The organism is Roseateles depolymerans (genome assembly GCF_003387155.1).
GTDB classification, from domain to species: domain Bacteria; phylum Pseudomonadota; class Gammaproteobacteria; order Burkholderiales; family Burkholderiaceae_C; genus Roseateles; species Roseateles depolymerans.
The window spans coordinates 143,699-158,316 of the sequence record NZ_QUMT01000002.1 but is presented as its reverse complement, the minus strand read 5'-3'; the positions used below and the strand labels follow the sequence as shown (position 1 = coordinate 158,316).

Here is a 14,618-nt window from a genome sequence, read left to right as displayed (position 1 = left end):
GGTGCTGTTCCCGTCAATGCCCGGAGGCCGGCGACTGGCCGCGCAGGCGGTCGTACAGTCCCTGATAGCGGGCCACCATGGCCCGCATGCTGAAGTCCCGCTCCACCCGCTGCCGCCCGGCCTCGCCCATGGCGGCGGCCTGCGCCGGGTTGCGCACCAGACGCAGCAACGCGCCGGCCATCGGTTGCGGGTCGCCGGCGGCCACCAGCAGGCCGGTGATCTGCGGCGTCACCAGGTCGGCATTGCCGCCCACCTCGGTGGCTGCCACCGGCAGCCCGCTGGCCATGGCCTCCAGGATGGTGTTGGAAATGCCTTCGGCCAGCGACGGCAGGGCAAACACATGCAGGCCGCGCATCACTGCGGGCACGTCGCTGCGCTCGCCTGGCAGCCACGCAAGGTCGGTCATGCCCGCTTCGTCCAGCAGGGCCTGGCACTGCGCACGCAGCGGCCCGTCGCCCACCATCACCAGACGCAGGCGCTCGCGCAGTTCCGGCGCCGCATGCACCGTCAGGATAAAGGCGCGGGTCAGCATCAGCTGGTCCTTGACCGCCTGCATGCGACCCACGGTGCCGACGATCCAGTGGCAGCGCGGGTCGAACGGGCAGCCGGCAATGGGCTGTGGCAGGCGTTCCGTGGCTCCGCCTGCGTAGGTGCTGAAGCGCTCGGTGTCCACGCCGTTGACGAACTGGCTGACCCGGTCCGCGGGCACCCCGATGGGGCCGGTCAGGTAGTCGCCCAGGTCGCGCGACAAGGCGATGTAGTGGGACACGAACGGCCGGTAGAAGCGGCGCACCCGCTGGTAGGTGCGGTTGCGGCCATCCAGGTCGCCCACGTCGCGCCCATGCTCGCCATGGATGCGCACCGGCACCCGCGCCAGCCACGCTGGCAACTGCACTTCCAGCGCGGCCAGATTGCGGCTGTGCACAACCGCCGGACGCAGCTCACGGAACAGCCGGTACAGCTGCGGATACAGCCAGAAGCCCTGCCCCGGCGGCTTGTTCAGGGCAAAGCACTCCACATCGTCCCGCTGGATCCGGTGGCGGAAGTCCGTCACCTCGGTCAGCGCGAGGATGGCGTGGCGATAGCGGTCGGCCGGCATGTGGTTGATCAGGTTGACCACGCCATTTTCCAGCCCGCCGGTGTCGAAACGGTACATGACATGCAGCACCAGCGGGCGCGGGTCACTGCGGCGATCGGTGCCGTCGGCGCGAGGCAGGCTGACGGTCATGGGCGGCCTCCGCTGGGGGTCGAAGGGGCCGCAGCGCTGGCAGGTGTGCGCTGCGCACGCACATGCTGAAGCTCCGCATCGATGGCGGGCCAGTGCTGCCGCAGGAACTGCTGCAGCCGCTCGGGGGCGGCGTCGTCTTGCGGCGTGTAGACCAGCACCAGCGCGGCATCGTCGCCCTGCCCCGTCATGCGTTGCCAGGCGCCCCAGAGGCGGGCGCGCCACTCGCGGGTCTCCAGCCGGCCGTTGATCCAGTAGAGATGCCAGGCCAGCAGGCGCTGCGAGCTGCTGGCTTCCAGGCCCGCCGCGCGGATCTGCGTGGTCAGCAGCGGCAGGACCGCCGTGCCGCCGCTGGACGGCAGCTCCATCGAGGTCTGCCCCTGCGCCACCGTCGCCCATTGCTTGCTCTCCGGTGGCACCACGCGGTTGCTGGAGCTGACCAGCTTGCGCTCGTAGTCCTGGTCCCGGAAATACTGCAGGTGCAGGCCGACCGGCGGCTGCGTGCCCTGCTGGAACTGCTCCTGCAGACGGGCGTTGGCGCCTGTGAATCCAGGCTCCCAGGCCAGATCGGTGGCAGACGGGGTGCTGCCGGGTGCGATGGCTTGGACGACGGTCCAGCCGGGCGCGGGAGCCAGGGCCGTCAGCCCCGTGACCACCGTGCCGCTGCCCTGCTGCAGCCAGGCGCTGGCGGCCGCGGGCACGGCCAGGACGGCGGCCAGCAGCGCCACCGTGGGCCAGGTGGACGCGGGGCTCACTGCTCGCGGCGTCGGAGCGCGGGGGGTGACGTTGGAGGCGCCGCCGGATGGACCGTTGGATGCGCCATTGGATGCGCGGTTGAGGCCGCCGTGATCACGATCATCGGCCAGGTCCTCCGAGCTCAGCGGCTTCAACGGCAGCTCCGGCTGGGCCCACCGACCGCCGATCAGGAACATCGCCAGCATCACCGCGCCGAAGAAGACCCAGCCGTAGATCAGGTGGTCCACGCCCACGGCCAGGGTGTTGCCGGACAGATGCCCGATCATCACGATCAGATAGGCCCGCGCCCAGTTGGCCACCAGCGGCAGCGCCAGTGCAAAGGCGATGAAGGCCAGCCGCCGGCGCAGCGTCTGGTAGCTGAGGTAAGCGTAGAGCGTACCCACCATCAGCGACGCAATCAGGTAGCGCACGCCGGAGCAGGCCTCCACCACCGACCATTGGCCGCTTGGAATGATGAACTGCAGCCCTTCCTGGTAGACCGGGATGCCGCTCAGCCGCAAGGCGATGACGGTGAAGTGGGCGGTCCAGGTCATCAGCTGCGGCAGCAGGAACTCCCCCACCGGCACGCAGAAAAAGAGGAAGCCCAGCGGAAAGATCATCTCGCGGGTGACTGTCCAGCCCAGCACGGCCGGCACCAGCAGCACCAGCATGGCCACCAGCAGGAACTGCGTGGCGGCATTGATGGCGGCGAAGTCCGCCAGCAGCCAGACCGCGCCCATCAACGCCAGTGGGGCCGCCAGCCAGGGCACGGGCCGGGGCGTCAACCCTGCCACCACCGACCGACGGCGCCAGGCCAGCCACAGCACGATCGGCGGCACCAGGAAGGCATGGGTGAAGGTGCCGGACCGCCACCAGATGTTCACCATGCCCAGCGCCGTCTGGCGGTAGAGCAGCAGCACCGCCAGCATCAGCAGCACCAGCAGGGCCAGCGGCCGGCGCCAGGCCAGCGGCAGGCTCAGCGGGCCGAGCATCTGCGGCGTGAGCACGCTCATGCGGCCGCCTTGGCCGTCACCGGCAGGTAGTGGTCCAGGCGGGAGAGATGGGCATGCCAGCTGAACTGGCGCAGCACCCGCTCGCGCGCCTGCTGTCCGATGGCCTGGGCCCGCTGCGGCGCGGCCAGCAGCGCATGCAGCAGCTCGAGGTAGTCCCCGGCCGAATCGGCCGAGAGCAGGTCCTGGCCGGCCAGCACGCCGTTGGCGCTGAGCGCTTCGACACAGCTTCGGGCCGCCACCACCGGACGCCCCACCGCCATCGCTTCCAGGATCTTGTTCTGCACGCCGCGCGCCAGCCGCAGCGGCGCCACCACGGCGGCGGCATGTTGCAAATAGGGCCGCACATCCGGCACGGTGCCGGTGACCCGCACCGCGTCCCCCGCGAGGGCCTGCACGGCCGGGGTCGGGCTGCGGCCCACGATGGTGAACTTCAGGCGCGGCCAGCGCTGGCGCAGGCCGGGCAGCACTTCGCTGGCGAACCACTGCACTGCATCCACGTTGGGCCAGTAATCCATCGCGCCGGTGAAGACCAGGGGCAGCTCATCCGGCTCGAACGGGTTGTCCTGTGCCGGCAGTGGCGAGAAGTAGCCGCTGTCCACGCCATTGCACAGCGCTTCCACCTTCGCACGGCTGGCCGACAACTGCTGGAACAGCGCCTTCTCGCTCTCGGTCACGAAAAAGGAGCAACGCGCCTGCTCGGCCACCTGCCGCTCATAGGCCAGCAGCTCCCGGCCCTCGCGCCGGTACAGCCAGGACATCGGCCAGCGATGGGCCTTGGCATAGTCGGTCCACTTGGCCGAATCCACATCGACGAAGTCCACCAGCATCGGGACCTCGCCCATGGCCTGGCGCAACTGCAGGGCGTACTGGGCCATGGTGGAGGAGAACACCACGATGGCGTCGAAGCGGGGGCCGCGGGCCAGGCCGTCGATCCAGGCCCGCATGGCCCGGTGCCGGTAGTACGGCAGGCTCAGCGCCTCGCCGCTGACCAGCCCGCGAAGGCTGGCCACCCGCGACAGCAATGGATTCAGTCCGGCGACGAACACGTCCGCGCAGGACTCGCGCAGCGCGGGCACATGGGCCCAGTCCTCGGCATCATCGATGAAGCTGCCCAGCACCACCTCATGGCTGGCGGCCAGATGCTTGAGCAGATGGTAGGAGCGCAGCTTGTCGCCCTTGTTGGGCGGGTACGGCAGGCGGTGCACCAGGTACAGGATACGGGCCATCGATGCTCCCCTCAGCCCAGGCTGCGCACGATGTGCGGCCCCAGCCAGTTGGCCACCCCGATGGGCAGGCGGCGCCAGGCCTTGATCATCAGCTGGTACTTGGCATTGCTGGGATTGTTCTGCGGCACGGCCTCGCGGCGGTAGAGGCAGTACTCGTAATGCAGCGGCGTGGGCTCGAAGCCCCAGTTCTTCTTGAAGGCGAAAGAGCCGGTGTCCTGCTTGCTGCGGCCGTAGTCGAAGACCTTGAGCCCGCGGGCGCAGGCACGGCGCATCAGCTCCCAGTACTTGAAGTCGTTGGCGGCCAGGTCGCGGGCGGCCACGGCGTCGCCGGCATAGTACGGCAGCACCTCATCGCGGAAGTAGAAGCTCAGCACTGCCGAGAGCGGCTCGCCCTGCTCGCTGCTGACCACCAGCACCTCGGCCGCATCACCGAATTCATCGAGCAGCGCCTGGAAGTAGCGGCGCGGCATGGCGGGCGTGCCGTGGCGATGCACGTTGTCGGCATAGAGCGCAAAGAAGCGATCGACCGTGCTGTCGATCTCGGCCCGCAGGTTGTTCTTGATGCCCTTGCGCACCATGGCCCGCTGCTTGCGCGGAATGGCCAGCATGTTGGCCTCCTCGTCGGGCAGGATCTCCTTGCGGAAGGTGACGTAGAGGTCCTGGTGCGGCCAGTCTTCATGACGGCGGATGCGGTTGCGCATCTCCAGGTGTTCCACCTTGAGTTCACGCGCCGTCTTCTGGGCCTCGGCTTCCAGCGCCTGCGCTGCGTCGGGCGTGCTGGCGGCCACGCCGCCATACACCGCGAATGGCAGGCTCACCAGCGCATGGCCAAACAGCCGGCTCTTGTTTTCGGCCAGCGGCAGCACGCCTTCGATGCGGCCGTCCCGCTCGGCATAGAGGAAGTAGCCTTCATGGCCGAACTGCCGCCGCAGGATGCGCTGCCAGGCGCTGAGGTGGAAGAAGGTGGCCTCGGGACAGGCCTGCACAAACGCGTCCCAGCGACGCGCCGTCTCCGCATCGCCCAGGGCCAGGCGTCGGACGATCATGCCGCCTCCCGCCGGTCCGCTGCCGGGGGCAGGAAGAGCTCGTCCATGCGGGCCCATTCGAAGTCGGCCAGCAGTTGGGCGATGCGGCCTTCGGTCCGGCCGATGTTCACGTAATGGCGGAAGCGCGTCTTGGCGTCGATGCCTTCGATGCGCGGCTGCTCCGGATCGATTTCCCAGGGATGGAAATAGAACACCGCGCTGCGGCCTTCGATGCGGTTGAATCGCTCGATCATCCAGCGGGTCACGCCGTAGGGCAGCAGGCGGAACCAGCCGCCGCCGCTGCTCGGGTAGTTGCGCCCGCGAAAACGCAGCGTCGTCACCGGCACCTCGATCAGGCCTGGCCGCACCTCGTAGGCAAACCGCGGCGAGTCGGGCATGCCGTAGTGGTCATGCTCGATCGGATAGACGCTGGAGCTGTAGCGGTAGCCGCAGTCAGCCACCACATCAAAGGCCCAGAGGTTGGATTCGCCGATGGAAAAACTCGGGGCCCGGTAGCCGTTCACCGCCACGCCGCCCAGGTCTTCCAGCAACTGCTTGGCGCTGAGGATGTCCTGCCGGAAGGCCTGCGGCGTCAGGTCGCTGGCCCGCTCATGACCGTAGCCGTGGCTGGCCAGCTCGTGGCCGCGGGCGACGATGTCCCGCACCAGCTGCGGATAACGCTGCGCAATCCAGCCCAGCGTGAAGAAGGTGGCCTTCACGCCGCGCGCGTCGAGCAGGTCCAGGATGCGGCCGACATTGCGCTGCACCCGGCATTCGCGCCGGTCCCAGTCGCCTCGCTGGATGTAGGGGGCAAAGGCGCTGACCTGGAAGTAGTCCTCCACGTCGATGCTCATCGCATTGCGGATGCGGGAGCTGCTCATGGCGCTGCGGGCCGGGCGCTCTGCCGAGGCGGGAGTCGTCATGTCGTGTGTCCTTCCCTGATGGGGGCTGTGCCGGGCCTGTGTCGGGCGCTCACGGCGCCTTCACCGCGCCCACCAGCTTCTGCAGCAGCGCCAGGGTCTGCTGGTTGATGCGCTCCAGCCGCATGAGGCTGTCCTCGATGCGCTGCAGCCGCGCGTCCTGGCCCTCCAGGCCCAGGCCGGCCAGTTCCTGCGCCAGTGCGCCGACGTCGGCACCGGCCTCACGCGCCTGCAGGCGCAGGCGCGACAGGCCCAGGCCCAGCGAGGCCGCATCCACCGGCTCCCCGTCTTCGTTCAGCGCCACGGTCACCACCGGCGGCGGTGCAAAGGCTGACTCGCGGGAGAGATCCGCCACCACCTCGTCGACATCGGCTTCGGTGAGATGCACCCGCTCGGCCATGCAGCCCAGCAGCAGCAGCCGGTCGCACAGCGTGTTGATGCGGCGGGGAATGCCGTGGCTGGCCCGGTGCAGCGCGCCGAAGGCGGCGGGCTCGAAGGTCGGCTTGCCATCGGCGCCGGCGCACTTGAGGCGGTGCTCGATGTAGCGCTGGGTGTCCTCTTCGTCCAGCGGACCGATGTGGCAACTGGCCGCGATGCGCTGGCGGAACTGCTCCATCTCCGGCCGCTGCAGGATGGCGCGGAACTCCGGCTGCCCCACCAGGAAGGTCTGCACCAGGGACTGATTGCCAAACTGGAAGTTGGACAGCATGCGCAGTTCCTCCACCGCCCGCGCGGTCAGGTTCTGCGCCTCGTCCACGATCAGCAGGCAGCGCTTGCCGCGGCTGGCTTCGCTGACGAAGAACGCCTCCAGTGCCATCAGCACCTCGCTCTTGGGCAGGTCCTTGACCCGCACCCCAAAGGCCGCGCCGACCAGCCGGAGCGTGTCTTCCGCATCGAGCTGCGTGGTGACCACGTTGCCGATCACGACATTGCTGCGGTTCAGGCTGTCCAGCAGACCGCGCACCAGCGTGGTCTTGCCGGCGCCGATCTCGCCGGTGATGACGATGAACCCGTCGCTGCGCAGCACCCCGTAGTCCAGATAGGCCTTGGCCTTGCGGTGCTGCTTGCTGCCGAAATAAAAACTCGGATCGGGACTGAGCTGGAACGGCTTGCTGCTCAGCCCGTAGAAGGCCTCATACATCGCGGTGGCTGCCTAGAAACGCTGCGTCATCTGGGCATAGACCGCGGTCTCGCGGTAGCCCAGGGACTGGTCGTCGGAACGGGTGTGGCGCAGGCCCAGCGTCGCATCGGTGCGCGGGCCCAGGCGGGTGGTGGTGGTGGCGGTCAGCGACGACATGCCGCTGGAGAGATTGCCGCTGCCGTCGCCGCTGCTGTGCTGGCGGGTGTAGGTGACGTTGCCGGTGCTCAGCGGCGTGAAGCGGTAGGCCACGCTGAGGGTGACACCACGCTGATGGATGTTGCTGGCCAGGGCCAGGTCGTCCGTGGCGTTGGTCGTCGTGCCCAGGGCGCGGCTCTTGTTGTCGTTGGCGGACAGGGTCAGCGTCATGCGCGGGCTGGTCCAGGCCAGCGCGGCTTCGTTGCGCTGCTGCAGCGTCGCCGTGTTGGCCAGGAAGCCGGTGCTGCTGACGGCATTGGGGCTCAGGCCCAGCGCCGCCAGCATCGAACGCACCAGGGCGTCACGCTTGGCGGCATCGGGCTCGAGGCTGCTGTACTGAAGGTCCAGCAGCTGGTAATTGGTCATCTGGCCGCTGGGGTCGCTGCCGGTGCTCACCGCCTGGGTGCTGGTCAGGCGAAGCACCAGCTGCGTCATGCGGTGCTCCAGCACGGCGTTGTGGCTGTTGCCATAGCTGTGGCGCTGCCAGTCGCCGCTGACGGTGGTGCGCGGCGTCGGGGTCCACTTGATGTTGGCCCCATAGACGCTGCTGGTCTCGTTGCCGAGATAGTCGCTTTTCTCGCGGCCGCCGGTGACACCCAGCACCCAGTCCACATCCGGCACCCAGCTGAGCGAGGCCACGGCACTGCTGCTGCGGTTGTCCAGGCCGGTGAGCTCGTAGTGGATGCGGCGCGTGTAGGCCTGCAGGCCCCAGTTCAGCGCACGGCCCTGCGGCCCACTCAGGCTCAGGTTCAGCGAGCCTTCCTTGGTGTCGCCGCTGGCCGAGCTGACGCCGGTGCCGCCATCGCTGGAGTCGCGCATCTGGCCGGTCGCCCGCAGCTCGAAACTGGCCACCGTGCCCAGCAGGCCGCGCCAGTACGGGGACACGGTCAGGGTGCGGACTTCGGTGCGGTTGGGGTTGTCCAGTTCACCGCCCGGCGAGGTCTGGCCGAAGGCCGATATCGTCTGCTGGCTGATGTTGGCATTCGCGTCGACGAACACCTTCGACGGGACCACCTCCGCATTGCCGCGCGCCTGCAGCTGGTTCTGCACCCGGCTGCTGCGGTCGCTCTTGAGGTAGATGAGCCCGTCCATCTGGTAGTCCAGCACGCCGCGCAGCCAGCCGGTGCGGTTGGTGATGGAAATGCCGGGCGAGACACTGGTGATCAGCGCGCGGTCCCGCTGGCCGTCCGGGGCCAGCGCGAGGTTGTCCGTCCAGGTCTCGGACAGGCCGATGCGCGGCACCACCGTCAGGCCCAGCCGCTTGGTGCCGTCGCCGCCGCTGCTGTCGCCGCTCGCTGCCTCGGTCTGGGCCTGCACCGTCGCCGCCATGCCGATCAGCCCGCAGGCCAGCAGGCAGGCGGCCTGATGCCGGGCATTCCGGGGATGACGGGAAAGACGGTGACGACCTGCCATGCGCTGCCTCCTCAAGCCTTGCCGGTGGCCGGTCGCGCGCCGTCGGCCCCGTCGGGGCTGTCGCCCTGGCGGTAGCCGTAGCCGTAACCCTGGCCATAGCCATAGCTGCCGTAGTGATAGCCGTAACCGGCATCGGCCTTGGCCGAGGCCTGGTTCAGCAGCGCCATCTTCAGCGGGCAGCTTTCGATGGTGGCGATGGCCTGCATCACCGCACTCTGCGGTGTGCGCTCGGCCTGGATCACCACGACGATCTGCCCCATGTGGGTGGCCAGCACGCGGGACTCGGTGGTGAGCAGCAGCGGCGGCGAATCGAAGATGATGATGCGGTCGGAATAACGCTTGGCCATGTGGTCCAGCAGGCCGGTCATCGCATCGCTGGCCAGCAGTTCGGTGGCGCGGTCGTGCGGACGACCGCTGGGCAGCAGGGTCAGCTTGTCGACATTGGTCTTGATCAGCACGTCTGCCATGTCGACCGAATTCTCCAGCACGTCCAGCAGGCCCGGGCCAGGCGGCAGGCCCAGCATGCGCAGCATGGACGGGCGGGCCACGTCGGCATCCACCAGCATCACGGTGTTGTCGAACTCGGCCGCGATGCTCATGGCAAGATTCAGCGAGGTGAAGCTCTTGCCCTCCCCCGGCAAGGCGCTGGTGACCATGATGAGATTGGCATTGTTGAGGGTCGCGGCCCCCTTGCCCATCGCATTGCGGATCAGCGGACGCTTGATGTTGCGGTACTGGTCGGCCAGGTAGCTGCGCGGCGCATTGGGCGTGAGGAAGCCCTGGGCGGTGAGCGCCTCCAGGTCCAGCTCCACCCGCTTGGAGGTGCCGTCTTGCGGCGCACGAGCGCGGGGCGCGGCAGCCTCGGCGCTAGGGGGCGAGACGACCGGGGTGGCACCATGCGTTGCGAATGGGGCCGCTGCGGCAGCGGTCGCGGACGATCCCGCACCCGGCGTCGTGATGCCCACCGGCGCGCCCTGTGCCGCGGGGGCGGTCGCCGCGGACTCACCCGCCGGGGACGCAGGCGATGCCACGTCGACGCCGGCCTGCTTGAGTTGCTCCAGCCGGCGTGCGGCTTGTTCGATCAGGCTTGTCATCACGTCACCCCACCTGCCGGCTCAGCCAGATCGCCATGCCGATCAATCCCAGCGCATACACACCCGCCAGGCCACCCGAGGCCGCGCCGAAACGCAGCAGGTCCACCTTCGCGCGGCGCCGGTCCTCCGGCGTTTCCTGGCGCGACACCACGCCCAGGATCGGCATCTCCAGACGCTGGCGCAGCTCGCTGAGGTCGTGGAAGACCGGGCGCACCTGGCTGGCACCGAAGGCCGTCACCAGACCGGCCAGCACCGCCACCACCAGGCCCGCAGCCAGCAGCATCAGACGATTGGGCGCGACCGGCTTGGACGAGGCGCGCGGCGGATCGATGATGCGGAAGTCCGCCACGCCGGAGGTGTTGTCCAGGTCGGTGGACAGGCTGGCCGACTCGCGGCGGGCCACCATTTCCTCGTAGTTCTTCTTGATGACGTCGTAGTCGCGGTTGAGCTGGGAGAACTCCGCTTCCAGCTGCGGCGCCATCTTGATGGCGGCCTGCGCCTGGGTGTAGCGGCCCTGCAGCTCTTCGACCCGGGTGCGCAGCGTGGCGACTTCCTGTTCCTTGTTGGCCAGCGTCAGCGACAGCTGCTGGGCCACCAGGCTGTCACCCCGGCCACCAGCCGAGGGATTGTTCAGCGCGGCCTTCTGCAGTTCCGCCACTTCCTTCTTTTTCTGGTCTTCCAGGTCCTTGATCAGGCGCTTGGTGTTCACCACGTCCGGATGCTGGTCGGTGTAGCGCTGCTGCAGCGCGTCCAGGTTGCGCTTGAGGCCTTCGATGCGGCTGTCGATCTCCGGCGTGGCCAGCTTCTGCGCGCTTTCCTGCATCAGGCTCTGCAGGCTGCCGCCGCCGGTGGTGCGCTTGTTGTCCATCTCCAGCTGCTGCTTGGCCACGTCGCGGGCGCTGACGGCTTCGCGCAGTTGCAGCCGGGCGGTGTCGAGCTGCGCGCTGGCCTCGGCCAGGCGGGCGGCGGAGTCCTTGCCGTCCTGGGCGGTCAACTGCAGGTTGCGCAGGCGGAATTCCTTGCGACGGGTCTCGGCCTCTTCCAGCTTGGCCTCGTAGTTCTTGATCTGCTCATTCAGGAAGGTGGCCGCAGTGGTGCTGTCCTTGCGGCTGGCGCCCAGGCTCGATTCCATGAAGATGTTGAGCAGCGACGCCACCACCTTCTTGGAGACTTCCGGCGACGAATCCCGGTAGCTCAGGATGTAGAGGTTGTTGGTCGTGCCGCCGGCCGACTGGATGGACAGGTTGCGGGTGACGCGGTCGATCAGTGCTTCCTGGTCCGACTTGCTGGTGGCGCGAAGGTCCAGGTCGGCCATGCGCACCAGCTTCTCGACATTGGGCCGGCTGATGAGCGTGCGGCTGAGCACGCTGACCTGCTGCTCCGTGTTGTTGAGCACCGCCAGGTTGGTCATCAGGGGCTTGAGCATGGACTGTGTGTCCACATACACCCGGGCGCTGGCCTCGAAACGGTCCGGCACCACGAACACCACCACGGCCGCGACGATGCCCACCAGCCAGGCGGCGATCAGCCCCGGCCAGCGGTAGCGCCACATGCGCTTGAACACAGCCATCAGCTGGGCGATGAGGGAATCCATGCGGCGATCTCTCTAAGGCGCGGTACTCGGCGCGTGACGCTGAGCAGTACTGCAAAAACACGGTCCCCGCGCAGCGTCCAGGCGGGCGTCTGCGCGGCGGCCGGCGTCAGGAATCAAAGAATGCTCTGGGGAATGATGAGGATATCGCCGGGGCGCATTTCGACATTGGCCGACACGTCCCCGCGGCGGATCAAGTCCTTCAGCCGCACGGAATATTGCTTGTTGCCCTCGGCGGTGCGCAGGATGCTGGCGCCGTTGCCGTCGGCAAAGTCGGTGAGGCCGCCCACGGCGATCATCACGTCCAGCAGCGTCATGTTCTGCTTGTAGGGCAGGAACATCGGCTTGGCCGCTTCACCCACCACGCGGATCTGCTCGCTGTAGGGTCCGACGAAAGTGGTGACGATGACGGTGACCACCGGATCGCGGACGTATTTGGAGAGGGTTTTTTCGATGTCCCGGGCGATCTGCACCGAATTCTTGCCCTGCACCGGCAATTCATCGATCAGCGGCGCGGCAATCTTGCCGTCCGGGCGCACCGGCACGGTGGTGGACAGCTCCGGGTTGCGCCAGACAATGATGTTGAGGTTGTCGCCGGCGCCCACCACATAGCTGTAATCAGCCTGGCTGGCGCTCACCGGCGCGGGCGGATATTTGCCTGCGGTGGAGCAGCCGGTCAGCGCCAGCGACACCGCCAGCAGCCCTCCCAGCACCCGCAGAATTCCGCGGCCCGTCCAGTGCATTGATGCAGTCTTCTTGAACATGTCCACCCCTCTGGAAACTAGCCGGATTGCACCTCAGTGCGCCCCCGGAGGGAACCCCCTGGACTGAGGGCGATCCCCAGGGGGCGTGATCGAATTCCGTGCTAATTCCTGGCTGGCGCGGTAGGGGGCTTCAGACGCTCATCCCCCTCGAAGCAGGGGTTTGATCAGGCTGATCAAGAGGCGCTGGATGGGGTTGGCATTGCCCAGGGGCCGCCAGGTGTGCTTGAGGATGCCCCGGTAGGCGTCCAGATGCAGGCCCCAGGGGGCCGCACGCAGGGGCCCGCGGCCCAGCAACAGCTTGAGCACCTGAGTGCCCATCATGCCGGCGCACAGCTCGCAGGCCATGCCGGTGGAGGGGCCGCGGCGTTCGGCGAAATTCACCGATTCCGGCACCACCAGGTATTTGCGGTTGAGCATGGCCGGGGACACGCCGGCAATGAAGCGGGCGTATTGATCGGTGGACGGGCGGCCTTCCAGCTTGAAGTATTCCTCGAAGCTCATGCCGGTCGGGCTGAAATACAAAAAGGCGGAACCCATGCCCAGCGGCGCGGCCGTCATGGCGGGAATGCCGAGTTCGCGGCACCGCTGGAACACCTTTCGGCGGGTGGGCAGGACAAACAGGTCGAGGCTGTCCACATACACATCCACGTCCTTCAGAAAATCATCCAGGTTGTGGTCCTGCACCCCCTCCGGAAACAGCCGGATGTTGCTTTCCGGATTCACATCCAGCGCCATGCGTTCCATCACCTTGAGTTTGGAATGGCCCATGGTGGACATGAAGGCGCCGGCCTGGCGATTCATGTTGTGGACGTCGAATTCGTCGAAATCCGCAATGTTGAAGTTGGCCACGCCCAGCCGGGACAAGGTCAGGATGTGGGCCCCACCCACGCCGCCCAGGCCAGCGATCGCCACCCGCGCCTTGCGCAGGCGCTGCTGCTCCTCTGGGGTCACCCAGCCGATGTTGCGGGAAAAGGCCCGCTCGTAGTTGAAGGTGTAGCCGGCGGGCGATTCTTCACTTGGCAGGGCGCGGTTGGCGCTTGTCATCGGGCACCCCCTCATGCTTGTAGTCGTGTAGCAGAAGTATGCCGTGACGGTTGGCAAGCGAAAGCCGGGGCGGGCCGCGGTGATGTCCCCGAATCCGTGTCGACAAACTTGACAGTCCCTCCGAAGAATTCACGCAACCAAACGTTAAGTGGTTGATTTTGAATGGTTAAAGGAGGCTGGCACAGTCCTCGCTATTTAACCGGGCAAGAAGTCGGCAACCCCGCTTCCCTGTGCATCTGGCAAGACGCATCTCAAAGGAGAGACACATGTTCAAGCAAGCGAAGCTCGCCCTGGCCGCCCTGGTAGTGGTGGGTGCAGCTGCGGCGCCAGCCCTGGCGTCGCCCCTGTATATCAACACGGGTTCCGATTTCAATTTCGAACCCAACGGTTCCACCACGACGGCGGTGTTCGACCAGCTGGGCTACAGCGGCACGCTGGCCACCTCCATCTACCTGGGTAATCCGGCCACGCCGGGCACCACGGTGGTGGACACCAACATCCCGTCGATCATGAGCTTCTACGGGTTCAGCGCGGGCTCGAAGACGGCTATTGACGGTTCGACCCCGCTGAGCTTTTCCTTCCCGAACATTCCGTCGCAGAACAACATCGACACGCTGAACAATCCGTCGGCGCCCGACCTGAACGGGTTTACCGGCGGCGAGGCCTTCCCGCAGTACGGTGCAGGGGCCATTGGCGGCCTGGGCGGCGCGTGGGGTCTGACCTATGCCTACCAGATCGTCGGCACGACGGTGGACAAGGACGGCGACGGGGTGTCCGATACGGTGGAATACAACACCGGCGTCTTCAGCCTGTACTATCAAAGCGCGGCGACCGATCCCAACAACAACAAGGAAGTGCTGCGCCTGGTGGTGGAAAGCTCGGAAGTCACCGATGCCAACCTCTACATCAAGGGTGTGGTGGACTACAGCTACGCGGCCGGCGACTCCTTCATCCAGAACTTCTTCAATTCTGGCGAAGGCCTGGGTTCGCTCTACAGCAACTGGCTGAACAACCCGATCTCGGTGAGCTGGATCCTGGACACCAACGTGGATCCCCCGCTGGCGACTCCGTCGCAACTGTGGAACTCCGGTTCTGCCCTGATCCGTCAATCGGGTCTGGACGGATCGGTGACGCTGAATGTGCCGGAACCTGGCAGCCTGGCGCTGGTGGGTCTGGCCCTGGCCGGCCTGGGCTTCGCCCAGCGTCGCCGCAGCGTCAAGTAATCAGGGACG

12 protein-coding genes are annotated in these 14,618 nt (G+C 67.3%); 1 reads left to right on the top strand and 11 read right to left on the bottom strand.

The features are described 5' to 3' along the window. Window positions 1-13: 13 nt before the first annotated feature. The 11 genes from DES44_RS08720 to DES44_RS08670 form a co-directional block, all read right to left on the bottom strand. A complete protein-coding gene (locus tag DES44_RS08720; protein ID WP_058934612.1) occupies window positions 14-1,228 on the bottom strand; it encodes a TIGR03088 family PEP-CTERM/XrtA system glycosyltransferase in 1,215 nt (404 codons plus the stop codon). Continuing rightward, window positions 1,225-2,973 carry an exosortase A gene (gene xrtA / locus DES44_RS08715; protein WP_058934611.1) on the bottom strand — a complete coding sequence of 583 codons (1,749 nt, stop codon included), beginning with the start codon at window positions 2,971-2,973 and terminating at the stop codon, window positions 1,225-1,227. The genes DES44_RS08720 and xrtA overlap by 4 nt, the downstream gene beginning before the upstream one ends. Continuing rightward, window positions 2,970-4,199, bottom strand: coding sequence for a TIGR03087 family PEP-CTERM/XrtA system glycosyltransferase (locus DES44_RS08710; protein ID WP_058934610.1), 1,230 nt, complete (start codon window positions 4,197-4,199; stop codon window positions 2,970-2,972). Before DES44_RS08710 ends, xrtA begins: the two co-directional genes overlap by 4 nt. A gap of 11 nt (window positions 4,200-4,210) precedes the next feature. Next, window positions 4,211-5,245: a FemAB family XrtA/PEP-CTERM system-associated protein gene (locus DES44_RS08705; protein WP_058934609.1), complete on the bottom strand. Its 1,035-nt coding sequence runs from the start codon at window positions 5,243-5,245 to the stop codon at window positions 4,211-4,213. Further along, window positions 5,242-6,147: an XrtA system polysaccharide deacetylase gene (locus DES44_RS08700; RefSeq protein ID WP_375137513.1), complete on the bottom strand. Its 906-nt coding sequence runs from the start codon at window positions 6,145-6,147 to the stop codon at window positions 5,242-5,244. Before DES44_RS08700 ends, DES44_RS08705 begins: the two co-directional genes overlap by 4 nt. A 49-nt stretch (window positions 6,148-6,196) precedes the next feature. Beyond that, the gene (locus DES44_RS08695; protein ID WP_058934608.1) at window positions 6,197-7,285 is read right to left on the bottom strand and encodes an XrtA/PEP-CTERM system-associated ATPase; all 1,089 of its coding nucleotides are present in this window, start codon (window positions 7,283-7,285) and stop codon (window positions 6,197-6,199) included. Between the two features lie 12 nt (window positions 7,286-7,297). Then, window positions 7,298-8,893: a TIGR03016 family PEP-CTERM system-associated outer membrane protein gene (locus tag DES44_RS08690; RefSeq protein ID WP_058934607.1), complete on the bottom strand. Its 1,596-nt coding sequence runs from the start codon at window positions 8,891-8,893 to the stop codon at window positions 7,298-7,300. An 11-nt stretch (window positions 8,894-8,904) separates the two neighbouring features. Further along, entirely contained in the window at window positions 8,905-9,987 is a 1,083-nt protein-coding gene (locus tag DES44_RS08685; protein WP_058934606.1) for an XrtA-associated tyrosine autokinase, read from the bottom strand. 4 nt (window positions 9,988-9,991) lie between these two features. Further along, window positions 9,992-11,581, bottom strand: a complete 1,590-nt coding sequence (locus tag DES44_RS08680; protein ID WP_058934605.1) for an XrtA system polysaccharide chain length determinant — start codon at window positions 11,579-11,581, stop codon at window positions 9,992-9,994. A gap of 113 nt (window positions 11,582-11,694) precedes the next feature. Continuing rightward, window positions 11,695-12,342 carry an XrtA/PEP-CTERM system exopolysaccharide export protein gene (locus DES44_RS08675; protein WP_083525482.1) on the bottom strand — a complete coding sequence of 216 codons (648 nt, stop codon included), beginning with the start codon at window positions 12,340-12,342 and terminating at the stop codon, window positions 11,695-11,697. A gap of 138 nt (window positions 12,343-12,480) precedes the next feature. Beyond that, window positions 12,481-13,386, bottom strand: a complete 906-nt coding sequence (locus tag DES44_RS08670) for a ThiF family adenylyltransferase (protein WP_058934604.1) — start codon at window positions 13,384-13,386, stop codon at window positions 12,481-12,483. A gap of 266 nt (window positions 13,387-13,652) precedes the next feature. Here DES44_RS08670 and DES44_RS08665 point away from each other — a divergent pair, with 266 nt between their 5' ends. Then, window positions 13,653-14,609 carry a PEP-CTERM sorting domain-containing protein gene (locus DES44_RS08665; protein WP_058934603.1) on the top strand — a complete coding sequence of 319 codons (957 nt, stop codon included), beginning with the start codon at window positions 13,653-13,655 and terminating at the stop codon, window positions 14,607-14,609. Window positions 14,610-14,618: the final 9 nt, after the last annotated feature.